Source organism: Thermocaproicibacter melissae (genome assembly GCF_024498295.1).
GTDB lineage: Bacteria > Bacillota > Clostridia > Oscillospirales > Acutalibacteraceae > Thermocaproicibacter > Thermocaproicibacter melissae.
The window spans coordinates 774,012-786,985 of the sequence record NZ_CP101827.1; the positions used below are offsets into that span (position 1 = coordinate 774,012).

Annotated in this window: 13 protein-coding genes; 4 read left to right on the forward strand and 9 right to left on the reverse strand. The window is 45.7% G+C overall.

Annotated elements, in window-relative coordinates:
• Positions 1-34: 34 nt before the first annotated feature.
• The 6 genes from NOG13_RS03905 to NOG13_RS03930 form a co-directional block, all read right to left on the reverse strand.
• Entirely contained in the window at positions 35-856 is an 822-nt protein-coding gene (locus NOG13_RS03905) for a phosphatidate cytidylyltransferase (protein ID WP_283110968.1), read from the reverse strand.
• Positions 857-1,564, reverse strand: a complete 708-nt coding sequence (uppS, locus tag NOG13_RS03910; protein WP_283110969.1) for an undecaprenyl pyrophosphate synthase — start codon at positions 1,562-1,564, stop codon at positions 857-859. It abuts the gene before it with no gap.
• A gap of 4 nt (positions 1,565-1,568) precedes the next feature.
• Positions 1,569-2,123, reverse strand: coding sequence for a ribosome recycling factor (gene frr / locus NOG13_RS03915; protein ID WP_283110970.1), 555 nt, complete (start codon positions 2,121-2,123; stop codon positions 1,569-1,571).
• Positions 2,120-2,836, reverse strand: a complete 717-nt coding sequence (gene pyrH / locus NOG13_RS03920) for a UMP kinase (RefSeq protein WP_283110971.1) — start codon at positions 2,834-2,836, stop codon at positions 2,120-2,122. The genes frr and pyrH overlap by 4 nt, the downstream gene beginning before the upstream one ends.
• A 201-nt stretch (positions 2,837-3,037) precedes the next feature.
• On the reverse strand, positions 3,038-3,496 hold the full coding sequence (gene nrdR / locus NOG13_RS03925) for a transcriptional regulator NrdR (RefSeq protein WP_283110972.1): 459 nt from the start codon (positions 3,494-3,496) through the stop codon (positions 3,038-3,040).
• Positions 3,497-3,571: 75 nt separating this feature from the next.
• Positions 3,572-4,360: a sugar phosphate isomerase/epimerase family protein gene (locus NOG13_RS03930; RefSeq protein WP_283110973.1), complete on the reverse strand. Its 789-nt coding sequence runs from the start codon at positions 4,358-4,360 to the stop codon at positions 3,572-3,574.
• A 143-nt stretch (positions 4,361-4,503) separates the two neighbouring features.
• On the opposite strand from NOG13_RS03930, the gene NOG13_RS03935 reads away from it, so the two are divergent.
• Together NOG13_RS03935 and NOG13_RS03940 are read left to right on the forward strand one after the other, a co-directional pair.
• Positions 4,504-4,941, forward strand: a complete 438-nt coding sequence (locus NOG13_RS03935) for a hypothetical protein (protein ID WP_283110974.1) — start codon at positions 4,504-4,506, stop codon at positions 4,939-4,941.
• A 116-nt stretch (positions 4,942-5,057) separates the two neighbouring features.
• Positions 5,058-6,965, forward strand: a complete 1,908-nt coding sequence (locus NOG13_RS03940; RefSeq protein WP_283110975.1) for an ABC-F family ATP-binding cassette domain-containing protein — start codon at positions 5,058-5,060, stop codon at positions 6,963-6,965.
• A 33-nt stretch (positions 6,966-6,998) separates the two neighbouring features.
• On the opposite strand, the gene NOG13_RS03945 is transcribed toward NOG13_RS03940, so the two are convergent.
• Positions 6,999-7,265 carry an HPr family phosphocarrier protein gene (locus NOG13_RS03945; protein WP_283110976.1) on the reverse strand — a complete coding sequence of 89 codons (267 nt, stop codon included), beginning with the start codon at positions 7,263-7,265 and terminating at the stop codon, positions 6,999-7,001.
• A gap of 141 nt (positions 7,266-7,406) precedes the next feature.
• On the opposite strand from NOG13_RS03945, the gene mtaB reads away from it, so the two are divergent.
• Entirely contained in the window at positions 7,407-8,690 is a 1,284-nt protein-coding gene (gene mtaB, locus NOG13_RS03950; protein ID WP_283110977.1) for a tRNA (N(6)-L-threonylcarbamoyladenosine(37)-C(2))-methylthiotransferase MtaB, read from the forward strand.
• Here the strand turns inward: mtaB and NOG13_RS03955 are convergent, their stop codons facing one another.
• Entirely contained in the window at positions 8,691-9,971 is a 1,281-nt protein-coding gene (locus NOG13_RS03955) for a glycoside hydrolase family 10-like protein (protein WP_283110978.1), read from the reverse strand.
• Positions 9,972-10,009: 38 nt separating this feature from the next.
• Between NOG13_RS03955 and NOG13_RS09500 the strand changes: the two genes are divergently transcribed.
• Positions 10,010-10,375: a zinc ribbon domain-containing protein gene (locus NOG13_RS09500; protein WP_428849327.1), complete on the forward strand. Its 366-nt coding sequence runs from the start codon at positions 10,010-10,012 to the stop codon at positions 10,373-10,375.
• 185 nt (positions 10,376-10,560) lie between these two features.
• Here NOG13_RS09500 and leuS read toward each other — a convergent pair whose 3' ends face one another.
• Positions 10,561-12,969: a leucine--tRNA ligase gene (gene leuS / locus NOG13_RS03960; protein ID WP_283110979.1), complete on the reverse strand. Its 2,409-nt coding sequence runs from the start codon at positions 12,967-12,969 to the stop codon at positions 10,561-10,563.
• Positions 12,970-12,974: the final 5 nt, after the last annotated feature.

The window sequence follows — 12,974 nt, forward strand, 5'->3', positions numbered from 1 at the left end:
AGTATTCACCATGATTCCAAAATATTGCAGCCGATTATTGCACAATCGGAAGGAACTGAACAAGAAGGAATACAAATGGTGCTTCAAAAATAACACTGTCGAAGCGGTCAAGGATTCCTCCATGCCCCGGAATAATCTCGCCGAAATCTTTAATATGGCAGCTGCGCTTGATTAGCGAAAAACTCAAATCTCCGAGGATAGACAGCAGGGTGCCAAAGACACCGATGATAAGCAGCGGCAGATAAGAAACGGCTACACCGTTTGCAGGGAAAACTTTCTCAAAAATTAACCCAAACAGCATCATAGCGGAAATGTTCAGGAAAAAGGAACCTACCGCGCCTTCAATGGTTTTTTTGGGGCTGATGTTTGGGCAAAGTTTGTGCTTCCCGAATAGGCGGCCTGCGAAAAAGCCACCAACATCGGAAATCCAAGCAGAAGATATTGCAATAATCACATAAAACATTCCGTGGTTTTGACCGATATCGCGCAGACTAATCATCGTGCTCAATGCGGTCGGTATCATCAGCGCCATGCTGTAAATAACGCCGACCTCACGAAATGTAACATCTGTGTGGTAAAAAATGAGGCCAGAAAAAATGACGACATTATACAGAAAATACGCAACTTCACGCCATAAAAGTGTGTCACAGAACGGAAACACACACGCGAAAATCAGGCTTGGAATCATCAGCATCAGATTTTTCGTAAAACCAAGCGCAGAAATAATCTCATAAACACCTAGGACAGAAACAAGCGCAATGGCTATATTCAGTGCCGGACGAAACGAGTTGTTGAACACGACAACCGCCGCCAGAAAGAATACCAGTGTAATGCCTGAAGTCACTCGTTCTCTCAATTAAACCCCTCCAAAGCGTCGGTTGCGCGATGCATAAACATCAAAGGCATATTCCAAATCTTTTGTGGTAAAATCAGGCCATAAAATATCCATAACGAGATATTCTGAATAGGCTGATTGCCAAAGCAAAAAATTTGATATACGGTTTTCTCCGCTTGGCCGAATGATGAGATCGGGGTCTGGCTGGCCCGCCGTGTAGAGCTTAGATGAAATCAGCTCTTCTGTAATCTCCTCTGGTTTCAGCAAACCGTTTTGTACATCCTTCGCTAAAAGTTGGACGGCGCGTGCGATTTCCGCACGGCCGCCATAATTTAAAGCAATATTCAAAACCATACCCGTCCGATTTGCTGAAACCTCTGTCACTTTCTGAATCAGTTCTCTAAGCTGCGGGTCAAAAACAGAGGTATCGCCCAGAAACCGAACCTTAACGTTTTCACTCAGAAAATTGTCAAGCGCATCCCGAAGATACGTTTTGAAAAGGCTCATGAGAGAAGAGACTTCTTCCTGTGGCCTTTTCCAGTTTTCGGTAGAAAAAGCGTAAACCGTCAAATATTCGATTCCAATTCGGCTGCAGTACCGTACGATGGTCTTGAAAACTTTGGCACCGGCAACATGGCCCGCGGAGCGTGGAAGGCCACGTTTTTTTGCCCAGCGGCCGTTTCCGTCCATGATGATTCCGAGATGCCTAGGTAAAACCCTTTGTGGCATATTCCTAAATCTCCATAATTTCCTTTTTCTTTTCTTCAAAAAGCTCGTCGGCTTCTTTGCAGTACTTATCGGTCAAATCCTGCGCTTTTTTCTCAGCATGCTTCAGGTCATCTTCCGTCAGTTCTGAATTCTTTTTTGCTTCTTTCAGCTTGTCAATGGCATCGCGACGAATGGCACGGATTGCAATTTTGCATTCCTCATTCATTTTGCTGATTTCCTTGACAAGTTCTTTGCGGCGCTCTTCCGAAAGCGGAGGGAACGTCAGCCTAATTATTTTTCCATCTGTCTGGGGATTAATTCCCAAATCTGATGTTTCAATTGCTTTTTCAATGGCTTTGCAGCTAGAGATATCCCAAGGCTGAATGGTAAGAATCCTAGCTTCCGTGACGGAGATTGCAGCAATCTGATTGATCGGTGTTGGCGTACCGTAATAATCCACACGAATTTTGTCTAGCACGGCAGGATTTGCACGTCCTGCACGCACTGCACCGTAATCAGACTGAAGAACGGACAGGCTTTTTTTCATGCGGGTTTCCGCATCGTTCAGAATGTCCTTCATTGAGTCTCCTCCTTCACAATGGTTCCAATTTTCTCTCCACAGATGGCTCTCACGATATTCTCTGGATCTTCAATGCTGAACACGCAGATCGGAATATGGTTATCACGGCAAAGAGAAGCTGCCGTGCTGTCCATTACCTGCAGATTTTTCTCAAGGACATTATAAAAAGTCAGACTGTCAAATTTTTTGGCGTCTGCATTCTTCTTCGGATCACTGTCATAAACGCCGTCAACCATGGTAGCTTTCAGAATGATGTCGGCGTCAATTTCCGCAGCACGAAGGGCCGCAGCAGTATCAGTCGAAAAGAAAGGATTTCCTGTTCCGCAACCAAAAACGACAACTCTTCCCTTTTCCAGGTGGCGGACAGCACGATTACGAATATATGGTTCGGCAATCTGACGCATTTCAATTGCGGTCTGAACCCGCACAACTAAGCCAAGCTGTTCCAAAGCGTCGGCGATGCCAAGAGCATTGATGGTTGTAGCGAGCATTCCCATGTGGTCAGCCCTTGTGCGATCCATTTTACCGCTGGAACGACCGCGCCAGAAGTTCCCACCTCCGACAACAATGGCAATCTGCACACCCATGTCTGCACAAGATTTAATCGAGCGGCAGATTTTCATAACAGTATCGAAATCAATCCCGTGGGATTGATTTCCGGCAAGGCTTTCGCCGCTTAGTTTCAACAAAACTCTATGATATTTTGGCTGCAATATTAACACTCCCGTTCAATTTCTTACATTTTACAATAAGTGATTTGCAAAGTAAAGCGTTTCAGCAGGAAAAGGGCTATGATTGCCGTTGAATTCACAGATTGGCAATAAATTTCCCGAAAATTTACAGGATACTCATATTGGCAGAAAAACAGCCGCCTGAAACTGGCGGCTAAAGCGCTGCGCTTACCGTGTACGCATTTATTTTTTCATTTTCATCATTTTACTCAATTCTTCCATAAAAGAATTGATATCCTTGAACTGCCGATATACCGAAGCGAAACGTACATATGCAACCTCGTCCACTTCTTTCAGCTTTTCCATGGCATATTTGCCGATTAAGCTGGACGGAACTTCCCGATCGAGGGAATTTTGAAGCATATTTTCAATTTCGTCGACAATTTTCTCAAGGGTTTCGAGGGATACCGGCCGCTTTTCACAAGCACGGAGCAACCCATTCATCAATTTGCTTCTGTCGAAAGTTTCACGAGACTTGTCCTTTTTGATAACCACAATCGGAATCGTTTCAATGACCTCATAGGTTGTGAAGCGCTTGGAACATTTCAGGCATTCACGGCGCCTTCGTATTCTCGCCCCTTCGTCGGTAGGGCGGGAATCGATAACCTTACTTTCGCCATATCCGCAATATGGGCACTTCATTAGCCTCATCCCTTCCTGAAATTTAGTAAATTATACCATAATTCTAGTACGTCGGCAAGAGTAAATTGTTTGGTATTATGAGTTCCTACACAATTTTTCGACTGTTTTTTTCGCTTGCAGCAACTCTGTGAAATCACCGAACGATTTTCGGTACACTTCAATCATGACACTGCCGTCATAGCCATTTTTTCTTAGACATCGAAAAAGCCGTTCATAATCCATTTTGCCGAACCCCGGAAGCAGACAATCGGATTCCGGGCTGTTGTCATTGAGATGGACATGGCAAATCTGTTCCCCCATCGCTTCACACATAACGAAAGGGTCGGTTCCGCCGCGAACAGCTTGTTTTACGTCCAAAACGAAAGCACAGTTTTCGCCGCAGGCTTTTCGCATTTTCCGAATCAGAGACGGGTCGTCGCTGCAAAATAGATTTACATTCTCCTGTGCAACTGTCACGCCGAATTCTTTGCCGAGTTCATAAAGTCCCAGATAACGCTCAAAAAACATCTCTTCCGAAATATCCGGCCGGTCTTTTTTTCGCCCATGGAGCACAAGAATTTTTGCACCGAGCACATTGCAGGCATGGAAATATTTTTTATAGAATTCCAAGCCGTCACGGTATCTTCTCTCATAGCCGGAAAAGAGAAGAAAATTTTCAAAGCCGGATGTGAAGGGGTGAACGGAACAAATCGTGCTGCCGCTTGAATCTGCTGCTTCTTTTAACTTGTGAAGAAATTCTTCCCGCAATTCGCTCACGGTATTGAAAAACACTTCATAATGGCGAAAACCAAGTGAAATCAATTCCGAAAAGGAATTTTCAAGCAGCATGGGATAAAGGCACGCTGTGGAAATGCCAGCTTTCATTCAATCACCCCGATTAATTATATTCGACCATCGTGCAATTGTCTAGTTTATGCCGCCAATTTTGAAGGCAGACATTCCCGCTTCTAATTGCGATAGCCGTTGGAAACACTGAAGGATGAGGTCTTGGAAAGGAGGTAATGATCATGCATAAGAATCCGGATCGTTCAAAAGTGCTAAACGAGCTGTACAAAATTTCAAAATTAGGCATGGAAGCCTCAGAAATTGTGATACCTCACTTGCGCAACCGCAGCCTTAGTTCGCAGATTAAGCGTCACGATGAAAGATATATCAACTTAATGGAAAAATCTCGTGCGTTGCTCAAGCAGCAGAATGAAGAGCCGAAAGGCGTTCGGAAAGACATGCAGGCTATGCTTACCGGCGCAGTCAAAGCAGAGTTATTTTTGCGCAATACTCCTCAGCACGTAGCAGAAATGATGATTCAAGGAGCCAACATGGGAATTATCGGTATGACAAAAGTACTGAACCATGCGCCGGACTGTGATACCAAGACCAGAAAGATTGCGGAAGAATATATTGCTGCGGAAGAGCAGAATATTGACAGGCTGAAGCGTTTTCTGTAAAGGTATTATACTTGACAAACAGGCGCTGTTCCGTTATGCTATTATAACGGAAGCGCCGATGTTATAATAGTATGAAAAACAGCGCCAGATTTACATAAAGATAGGAGTAACTTTTCATGGCACTGCTGAGTGCAGGCGGCATTTGCAAATCTTTCGGAACGGAAGTTATTCTTGAAAACATATCCTTTGAGGTACGTGAAGGAGACCGAATTGGTCTTATCGGTAGCAATGGCTGCGGCAAAACCACTTTGTTGAAAATTCTGACGGATGCAATGTCTCCAGATAGCGGCGAATTGAATGTTGCTGGCAAAACAAAGCTTGGCTATATGGAGCAACATGTCTGCAAAAATCTGGAGCGCACCTCTTTTGATGAGGTCTTGACGGTCTTTCAACCTTTGATGGAGATGGAGGCCGAACTGGAACAGATTTCAAAACTGCTCCTGAAAAAACCGGAAAATCAGGACAAGCTAATTGAAAGACAAGCTTGGCTGACCGATCAATATAATCTCAGCGGAGGCTTAACATTCCGCAGCAGAACAAATTCTGCTTTGAAGGGGCTTGGTTTTTCAGAAGAGCAGATTCACTCCCCCGTCGGTGTGTTGAGTGGCGGCCAGAGAGCAAAACTTCAGTTGGCAAAATTGTTGCTTTCCGGAGCGAATCTTCTTCTTCTCGACGAGCCTACGAACCATCTGGATATTTCCTCGGTAGAGTGGCTGGAAGATTTTCTGCGCTCCTTTGAAGGCTCCTACATTATCATCTCGCATGACCGGTATTTTCTTGACAGGACGACAAACCGGACTTTCGAGCTAAAGAATCATCACCTCAAAACTTTTAAGGGCAACTATTCAGCCTACCTCAAGCAGCGTGAAGAGCTAGATTTGGCACTAACGAGAAAATATGACCGTACACAAAAAGAAATACAAAGAATTAACGGAATTATCGAACAGCAGCGCCGCTGGAATCAGGAGCGGAATTATAAGACCATAGCCAGTAAAAGGAAGGTAATCGAAAGGCTGGAAGAAACCCTTGAGAAGCCGGAAAAAGAAAATGCCTCTCTCCGCTTTCATTTTGGTATCAGGCGATGCAGCGGCAACGACGTACTCAGTGTAAAAGACCTCGCGCTTTCTTTTGGAAATGTCAAGTTGTTTCAGCACGCCAACATGGAGATTCATCGCGGTGAGCGTGTTTTTCTGCTTGGGCCAAACGGCTGCGGCAAAACTTCGTTTCTAAAAGTACTCCTCGGTGTTAACCACGCGACGGAGGGTTCCTTCCGTTTTGGTGTGGGAGTTGATGTCGGATATTACGACCAGCTTCAAACGGGTTTGCGCCAAGATAAAACCGTTATTGATGAAGTTTGGGACTACTACCCCAGAATGACGGAAACCGAAGTTCGTTCGGCTCTTGCTGTTTTCTTGTTCCGAGGAGAGGACGTTTTCAAACCGGTTTCCGCACTAAGCGGCGGCGAAAGAGCCAGAATTCTTCTCTTGCGCCTGATGCTTTCCCAAAACAATTTTCTATTGCTTGACGAACCTACCAACCATCTTGATATTTCTTCCTGCGAAGCGCTTGAGAATGCCCTTTCCGATTATGAAGGCACACTGCTGATTGTCTCTCACGACCGCTATCTCATCAACCGTCTGGCTGACAAAATCTATTACCTTTCACCGGATGGAACAAAACTATTCAACGGCGGTTATGACGAATACCTTGAACAAATAAGCAAACAGACAGTTGCGGAAGCTGAAAAACCGGAAAAATCGGAACGAAAAAACGATTACCAAAGGCGAAAAGAGCTTGAGGCCATTGCTCGCAGAGAAAAAGCTGAGCTTCGTCGGATTGAGAAAGAAATTGAAGAAAAAGAAAACGCAATCAGCCAGCTGGAGCAACAACTCTCAGAGCCAGACATTGCTTGTGATTATGAAAAAGCATTGGAGATTTCTAACGAACTTGCCAAATTGAAAGAAGAGAATGAATCTTTGTTTCAACGATGGAGCGTACTGGCACAAAAGTATGAACAGGCATAAAAAAATCCGGCACCGGCCGGATTAGGTGTTTGTTTATTGCACTTCCTTTGTTACGAAAGCTGGTTGGAACTGAGCCAACTGCTGAATAAATTCCTTCGCACTTTCTTTATCCGCTTCGCTGTCATCCACTTCAATCTGAATAGGCTTGGACAAATCGAGGCTAAAAATACCCATAATGGATTTTGCGTCGATTTTATACTTATCTGTAGTGAGGTTAATCGGAAAATTGTAGTTGTTTGTAAGAGTTACGAACTTCTTGACCGCTTCAATATTGGATAAAACGATGGTAGACGTAAACATAAACAGTGCCCTCCATGAAACACATGATCTGTTATCATAACCAAAGCATACCCGTTTTTTCTCCATCGGTCAATGTACAACATGACCATAGATATGATTTATTTGTAAAATAATCTATTTAGTTTTATGTAAGGTGAACAAATGAAAGTATCCTTTATTACCCTTGGTTGTAAGGTTAACCAGTACGAATCTCAGGCAATGCTGGCCGATTTGCTGCGCGCAGGCTTTACGGCATGCGATGATCATGCCCAAAGCGATCTTATCGTTGTCAATTCCTGCACAGTTACCGCCGTGAGCGACCGCAAGGTGCGTCAGGCACTGCGTCATGCTCGTCGCGAAAATCCAAATGCAGTAATCGTTCTGACCGGATGTATGCCGCAGGCTTTCCCGGAAGTATCGGAAAGTCTGACCGAAGCAGATGTGGTCCTTGGAAATTCTAACCGCTCCGCTCTTTTGTCCGATGTACAAAAATTCCTCAATTCACGTCAGCGCGTAATCGACATTACTCCTCACGGAAATAAGTTTGAATCAATTGAGGTAGATAACTTCTACGAAAGAACGCGTGCGTTTGTAAAAATTGAGGACGGCTGCAACCGATTCTGTTCTTACTGCATTATTCCCTATGCACGCGGCCGTGTGCGTTCCAAACCATTAGAAGACCTCAAACACGAACTGAGGCAAATTGCCGCAAACGGATACCGTGAAGTGGTGCTGACCGGAATCAATCTCTCCGCTTACGGTCAGGAACTTGGCCTTTCTCTCTGCGATGCGGTTGAAGCCGCCTGTGCACAGGAAGGAATTGAGCGTGTCCGACTCGGTTCCTTAGAACCGGAGCAGCTTGGCCCGGAGGTAATTCAGCGCCTGAGCAAACAGAAAAAGCTCTGCCCGCAGTTTCACCTTTCCCTTCAAAGCGGATGTGCCGCCACTTTGAAGCGCATGAATCGGCACTACACTCCAGACGAGTACCGCACAATTGTTCAAAATCTCAGATCTGTATTTCCAAACGCCGCCATTACAACCGACATTATGGTCGGTTTCCCGGGTGAAACAGAAGAAGAATTTTCCGAATCTCTTGCTTTTGAAAAAGAGATCGGCTTTGCAAAAGTGCATGTCTTTATCTACTCACGACGCCCGGGCACACCGGCAGCAAAAGCTGCAAACCAAGTTCCGCCGCAGGTTGGTGAGGAACGCAGCAAAAGAATGATTGCTGCCGCTGCCGAAACGCGCCATGCCTTCTTTGAACAGCAAATTGCCAAAGTGGAGCCGGTGCTATTTGAGCGTGAATGTGAAGACGGCGTTTACGAGGGATATACCGAAAACTATACTCCGGTTCGGGCATCATCGAAAACGAATCTTTCCGGGAAAATCCGGTTTGTCACGATAAAAAAGGCAGAAAAGGATTACTGCGTCGGTGAACTGGCATAATTAATTCAGCAGTTTAATGACGTTCTGTACCTCTTGCTTAGCCTGATCGCTCGTAAGGTAATCGCACGAATAGAACATGAACCCATCGCATTTAGAATCGCGCCCATATTTAATCTGATTTGCGATGATGGTCGAAGATGTTTTCCATGTACCGCTGTCGGCGTCTGAACCCGCTTTGTAGATTGCCAAGCCAAAATATAACTTTATATTTTTGTTCTTCACGATATTTTTCCAGTTATCGGCTGCGGTATTAAACGGAAGCGTAGGATTCTGGAAATTGTAATAAAGCTGTGGGCAGATATAATCAACATATCCCTTCGATGCACACCAAGAATAGACATCGGCGCCCATATTCATGTCGTTTTCTATATTGCCCTGAGGGGCAATTCCAAACTCCACCTTCGGATTGGCAGATTTGACTTCTCGGTAAACAAGAGATACAAGTGCGCTGATGTTTGCTCTGCGCCAATCTCCAAGTGAAAGCGGCGTCCCAGATTTTTTTGCATTATTACAATACGCAGTGTATGATTTCTGGTCAAAGGGCGCCTCCTGCGTCGGGTAAAAATAATCGTCGAACTGTACCCCATCTACGTCATATTTCTGCACGATTTCTTTTACCCCGTCAGCGACAAGCTGGCGCACTTCTTGATAAGCCGGATTGTAATACGCTCCGTTCTGAAAATCTAACACATAATCGGATTTTGCGTTATCGCTTCTGAATTTGTAATATGGATTATTTTCCGATAAGATTGATGGCGTACCAGACGTCTGAATGCGCAGTGGATTCACCCACGCGTGGATTTTTAACCCAGCCTTATGACTTGCTTCAACCATGTACTTTAGTGGGTCATATCCGGGTGAAACACCTTGCTTTCCCGTTAATAGATGGCTCCATGGAAAATAATCAGATTGGTAAAAAGCATCGCCGAACGGCCTTACCTGAACAATGAGTGTATTCATCCCGCAAGATTTGGCTGTGCTGACGATAGAATCGAACTTTTTATGGAATGCCTGTTCGCTTTTGTCTGTTTCGTTGCTCATATTGAGACTTAGGTATGGAACCCATACAGCGCGCATTTCAACGGAACCGGAGGTCTGTACGGCGGAAGAATTGGATGCGGCGCTTTCCATCGGCGATTCGCTGTTAATCTGTAAAGCATTTGAACTTGACACACTCTTTTGTTCTTTACTGAGATTTACAAGCATAGTTGTTGCAATAACAGCGGCAAGGATAATAACACATGCCAAAATAACATGTCTGCGCAACAGACGGATAACCATTCTTTTCTTCCTTTCAGTCATATTCGTGAGGTGATTTCATGTTCTTCTTCTTTGCGATAACGAGCGACACCCGAGATTTGGGCCCTCGGAAGTGCCGATATTTCCCCTGCTGTGGAATCAAAGATGCCATGGCGGTTGTCACTTGTGCAAGTCAGCGGTTTATTTTCTTTTTTATTCCCATGTTTCGATTCGGGAAACGTTATTTTATCTCCTGCCCAAACTGCGGCTCCGTTTACGAAATCAGCAGAGAAGAAGGAAAACGGCTGGAGCACGACCCGAACGCAGAAGTAAACCCTGAAAAAATATTCCGGCTGGCAAGGCGCGCATCGCATTATTGTCCCTTCTGTGGTACTGCGGTACCGCCGGGCAGTCGTTTCTGTCCGCATTGTGGGCAGAAGCTTTAACTGCTTTATATATATGGGACATGTTTTTCGGTTATGATTGACCCCTGTGGCACATTACGCTTGAATATTAGGAAAGGGCTTTTCGCTTGTTACAGCGGAAAGCCCTTTTTCATTTATGAACGCAGGCCGGCCTGTATACTGCTAAAAAGGCCGCTTCCATTCGGAAGCGGCCTTAACCGTTGCAGTTATTTTACAACCAAGTTAACAAGTTTACCGGGTACATAAATCTCTTTTACAATATTTTTTCCGGCAATTACCTGAGAAATTCTGTCGTTTGTCTTCGCTTCATTAAGTGCCTGTTCTTTCGTTACGTCTGAAGGCAGCGTGAGACGAGCACGAACCTTGCCGTTAACCTGAACGGCGATCTCGATGGTCGCATCGGCGCACTTCGACTCATCGTATTTCGGCCAAGGCTGCTGGCAAACCATGCCGCTGCCAAGGTTCTGCACAGACCAAACCTCCTCGCAGACATGCGGGGCAAAGAGGTTCAGCAGAACGGTGAAAATACGGAGCTCTCCGCGCGTAATGCTTCCGACAGCCGTGATGTCGTTAATCAGTGACATCAGCGTAGCAATCGCCGTGTTGAATTTTAGGTTCTCGACGTCTTCTCCGACCTTTTTAATGGCCTTGTTGAACGGAATCTGGAGCTCTTCACGAATTTCTTCGCCGTCGCAGAGGATATCCTGCAGGTTCCAGTAGCGCTCGATGAAGCGGCGGCAGCCTTTGATTCCGTGTGTGCTCCAGGGAGCGGCTTTCTCAAAGTCGCCGATGAACATTTCATAGAGGCGCATGGTATCGGCGCCATATTCGTTGACAATTTCGTCCGGGTTGATGACATTGCCGCGGGATTTGCTCATCTTCTCCCCGTTTTCACCGAGAATCATTCCATGACTGGTGCGTTTCTGATACGGTTCCGGAGTCGGTACAACGCCGATGTCGTAAAGGAACTTATGCCAGAAGCGGCTATAAAGCAGGTGTAGAGTCGTGTGCTCCATGCCGCCGTTGTACCAATCCACAGGAGACCAGTATTTGATCGCTTTCTCGTCGGCAAACTTTTCGTTGTTGTGAGGATCCATGTAACGGAGGAAATACCAAGAAGAACCGGCCCACTGAGGCATGGTATCCGTTTCACGCTTTGCGGGACCTCCGCAGTGCGGGCAAGTTGTGTTGACCCAGTCTGTCATGTGCGCCAGCGGCGATTCTCCGTTATCGGTGGGCTCGTACGATTCTACATCCGGCAAACGGAGAGGAAGTTCGCTCTCAGGAACCGGCACATAACCGCACTTGGGGCAGATTACAATCGGAATCGGTTCGCCCCAATAACGCTGGCGGGAGAAAACCCAGTCGCGCAGTTTGTAGTTGACCTTCGGCCTTCCGATTCCCTTTTCCGTCAGATATTCAATAATCTTCTTCTTAGCTTCTTCTACTGTGAGTCCGTCTAGGATACCGGAATTCACCATAATTCCGGTGTTGCAGTCTGTAAAGGCCTCTTCCTGTACATTTCCGCCTTTGACAACTTCAATAATCGGGAGGCCGAATTTCTTGGCAAATTCCCAGTCACGGGTATCGTGTGCCGGAACAGCCATAATAGCGCCTGTTCCATAGGTAACAAGAACATAGTCGGAAATGAAAATCGGAATTTCCTTTCCGTTTACCGGGTTAATTCCGTTGACTCCTTCGAGCCGAACGCCGGTTTTATCCTTTACAAGTTCGGTCCTCTCGAAATCCGACTTTTTCGCTGCTTCTGCCTGGTACGCGCGAACCTCTTCAATATTCTTGATTTTGTCTTTCCATTTTTCCAGATATGGATGTTCCGGAGAAAGCACCATGTAGGTTACGCCGTAAAGTGTATCCGGGCGTGTTGTGTAAACGGTAAGCTTGTCCCCTGCTGTTGTAGAGAAATCAACTTCGGCACCGGTTGAACGGCCAATCCAGTTTTTCTGCTGCGCTTTCACACGGTCCGGGTAATCGACTAAAGCAAGATCATCAATAAGGCGTTGCGCATAGTCCGTGATTTTCAGCATCCACTGCGATTTTACCTTCCGGACGACTTCGCTGCCGCAGCGCTCGCAGACACCGTTGACAACCTCTTCGTTTGCAAGAACACATTTGCAGGATGTACACCAGTTAACGGCCATTTCCTTCTTATAGGCAAGGCCGTGTTTGAATAACTGCAGGAAAATCCACTGTGTCCATTTGTAGTATTCCGGGTCAGTTGTATTGATTTCGCGCGACCAGTCAAACGAAATGCCGAGTGACTTAAGTTGCTTTTTAAAACGCGCAATGTTTTGTTTGGTAACAACTGAGGGGTGAATATGATTTTTAATTGCATAATTCTCAGTTGGCAGGCCAAATGCATCCCAGCCAATCGGATACAGAACATTGTAGCCCTGCATGCGGCGTTTGCGTGCAATAATATCCATTGCCGTGTAGGAACGCGGATGCCCGACGTGCAAGCCTTGTCCCGAGGGATACGGGAACTCAATCAGCGCGTAATATTTCGGTTTCGAGTAATCATTGGAAGCATGGAAAACGCCTGTTTTTTCCCATTCATCCTGCCATTTCTTTTCTATCTGTTTCGGATCATACTTCATTTTAT

Excerpts from the sequence above, each read along its gene's own strand:
- nrdR (WP_283110972.1), bottom strand. The coding sequence starts at position 3,496 with ATGAAGTGCCCATATTGCGGATATGGCGAAAGTAAGGTTATCGATTCC.
- NOG13_RS03940 (WP_283110975.1), top strand. The coding sequence starts at position 5,058 with ATGGCACTGCTGAGTGCAGGCGGCATTTGCAAATCTTTCGGAACGGAA.
- mtaB (WP_283110977.1), top strand. The coding sequence starts at position 7,407 with ATGAAAGTATCCTTTATTACCCTTGGTTGTAAGGTTAACCAGTACGAA.
- NOG13_RS03955 (WP_283110978.1), bottom strand. The coding sequence starts at position 9,971 with ATGGTTATCCGTCTGTTGCGCAGACATGTTATTTTGGCATGTGTTATT.
- leuS (WP_283110979.1), bottom strand. The coding sequence starts at position 12,969 with ATGAAGTATGATCCGAAACAGATAGAAAAGAAATGGCAGGATGAATGG.
- NOG13_RS03930 (WP_283110973.1), bottom strand. The coding sequence starts at position 4,360 with ATGAAAGCTGGCATTTCCACAGCGTGCCTTTATCCCATGCTGCTTGAA.
- NOG13_RS09500 (WP_428849327.1), top strand. The coding sequence starts at position 10,010 with ATGTTCTTCTTCTTTGCGATAACGAGCGACACCCGAGATTTGGGCCCT.
- NOG13_RS03945 (WP_283110976.1), bottom strand. The coding sequence starts at position 7,265 with ATGTTTACGTCTACCATCGTTTTATCCAATATTGAAGCGGTCAAGAAG.
- NOG13_RS03935 (WP_283110974.1), top strand. The coding sequence starts at position 4,504 with ATGCATAAGAATCCGGATCGTTCAAAAGTGCTAAACGAGCTGTACAAA.
- uppS (WP_283110969.1), bottom strand. The coding sequence starts at position 1,564 with ATGCCACAAAGGGTTTTACCTAGGCATCTCGGAATCATCATGGACGGA.
- frr (WP_283110970.1), bottom strand. The coding sequence starts at position 2,123 with ATGAAGGACATTCTGAACGATGCGGAAACCCGCATGAAAAAAAGCCTG.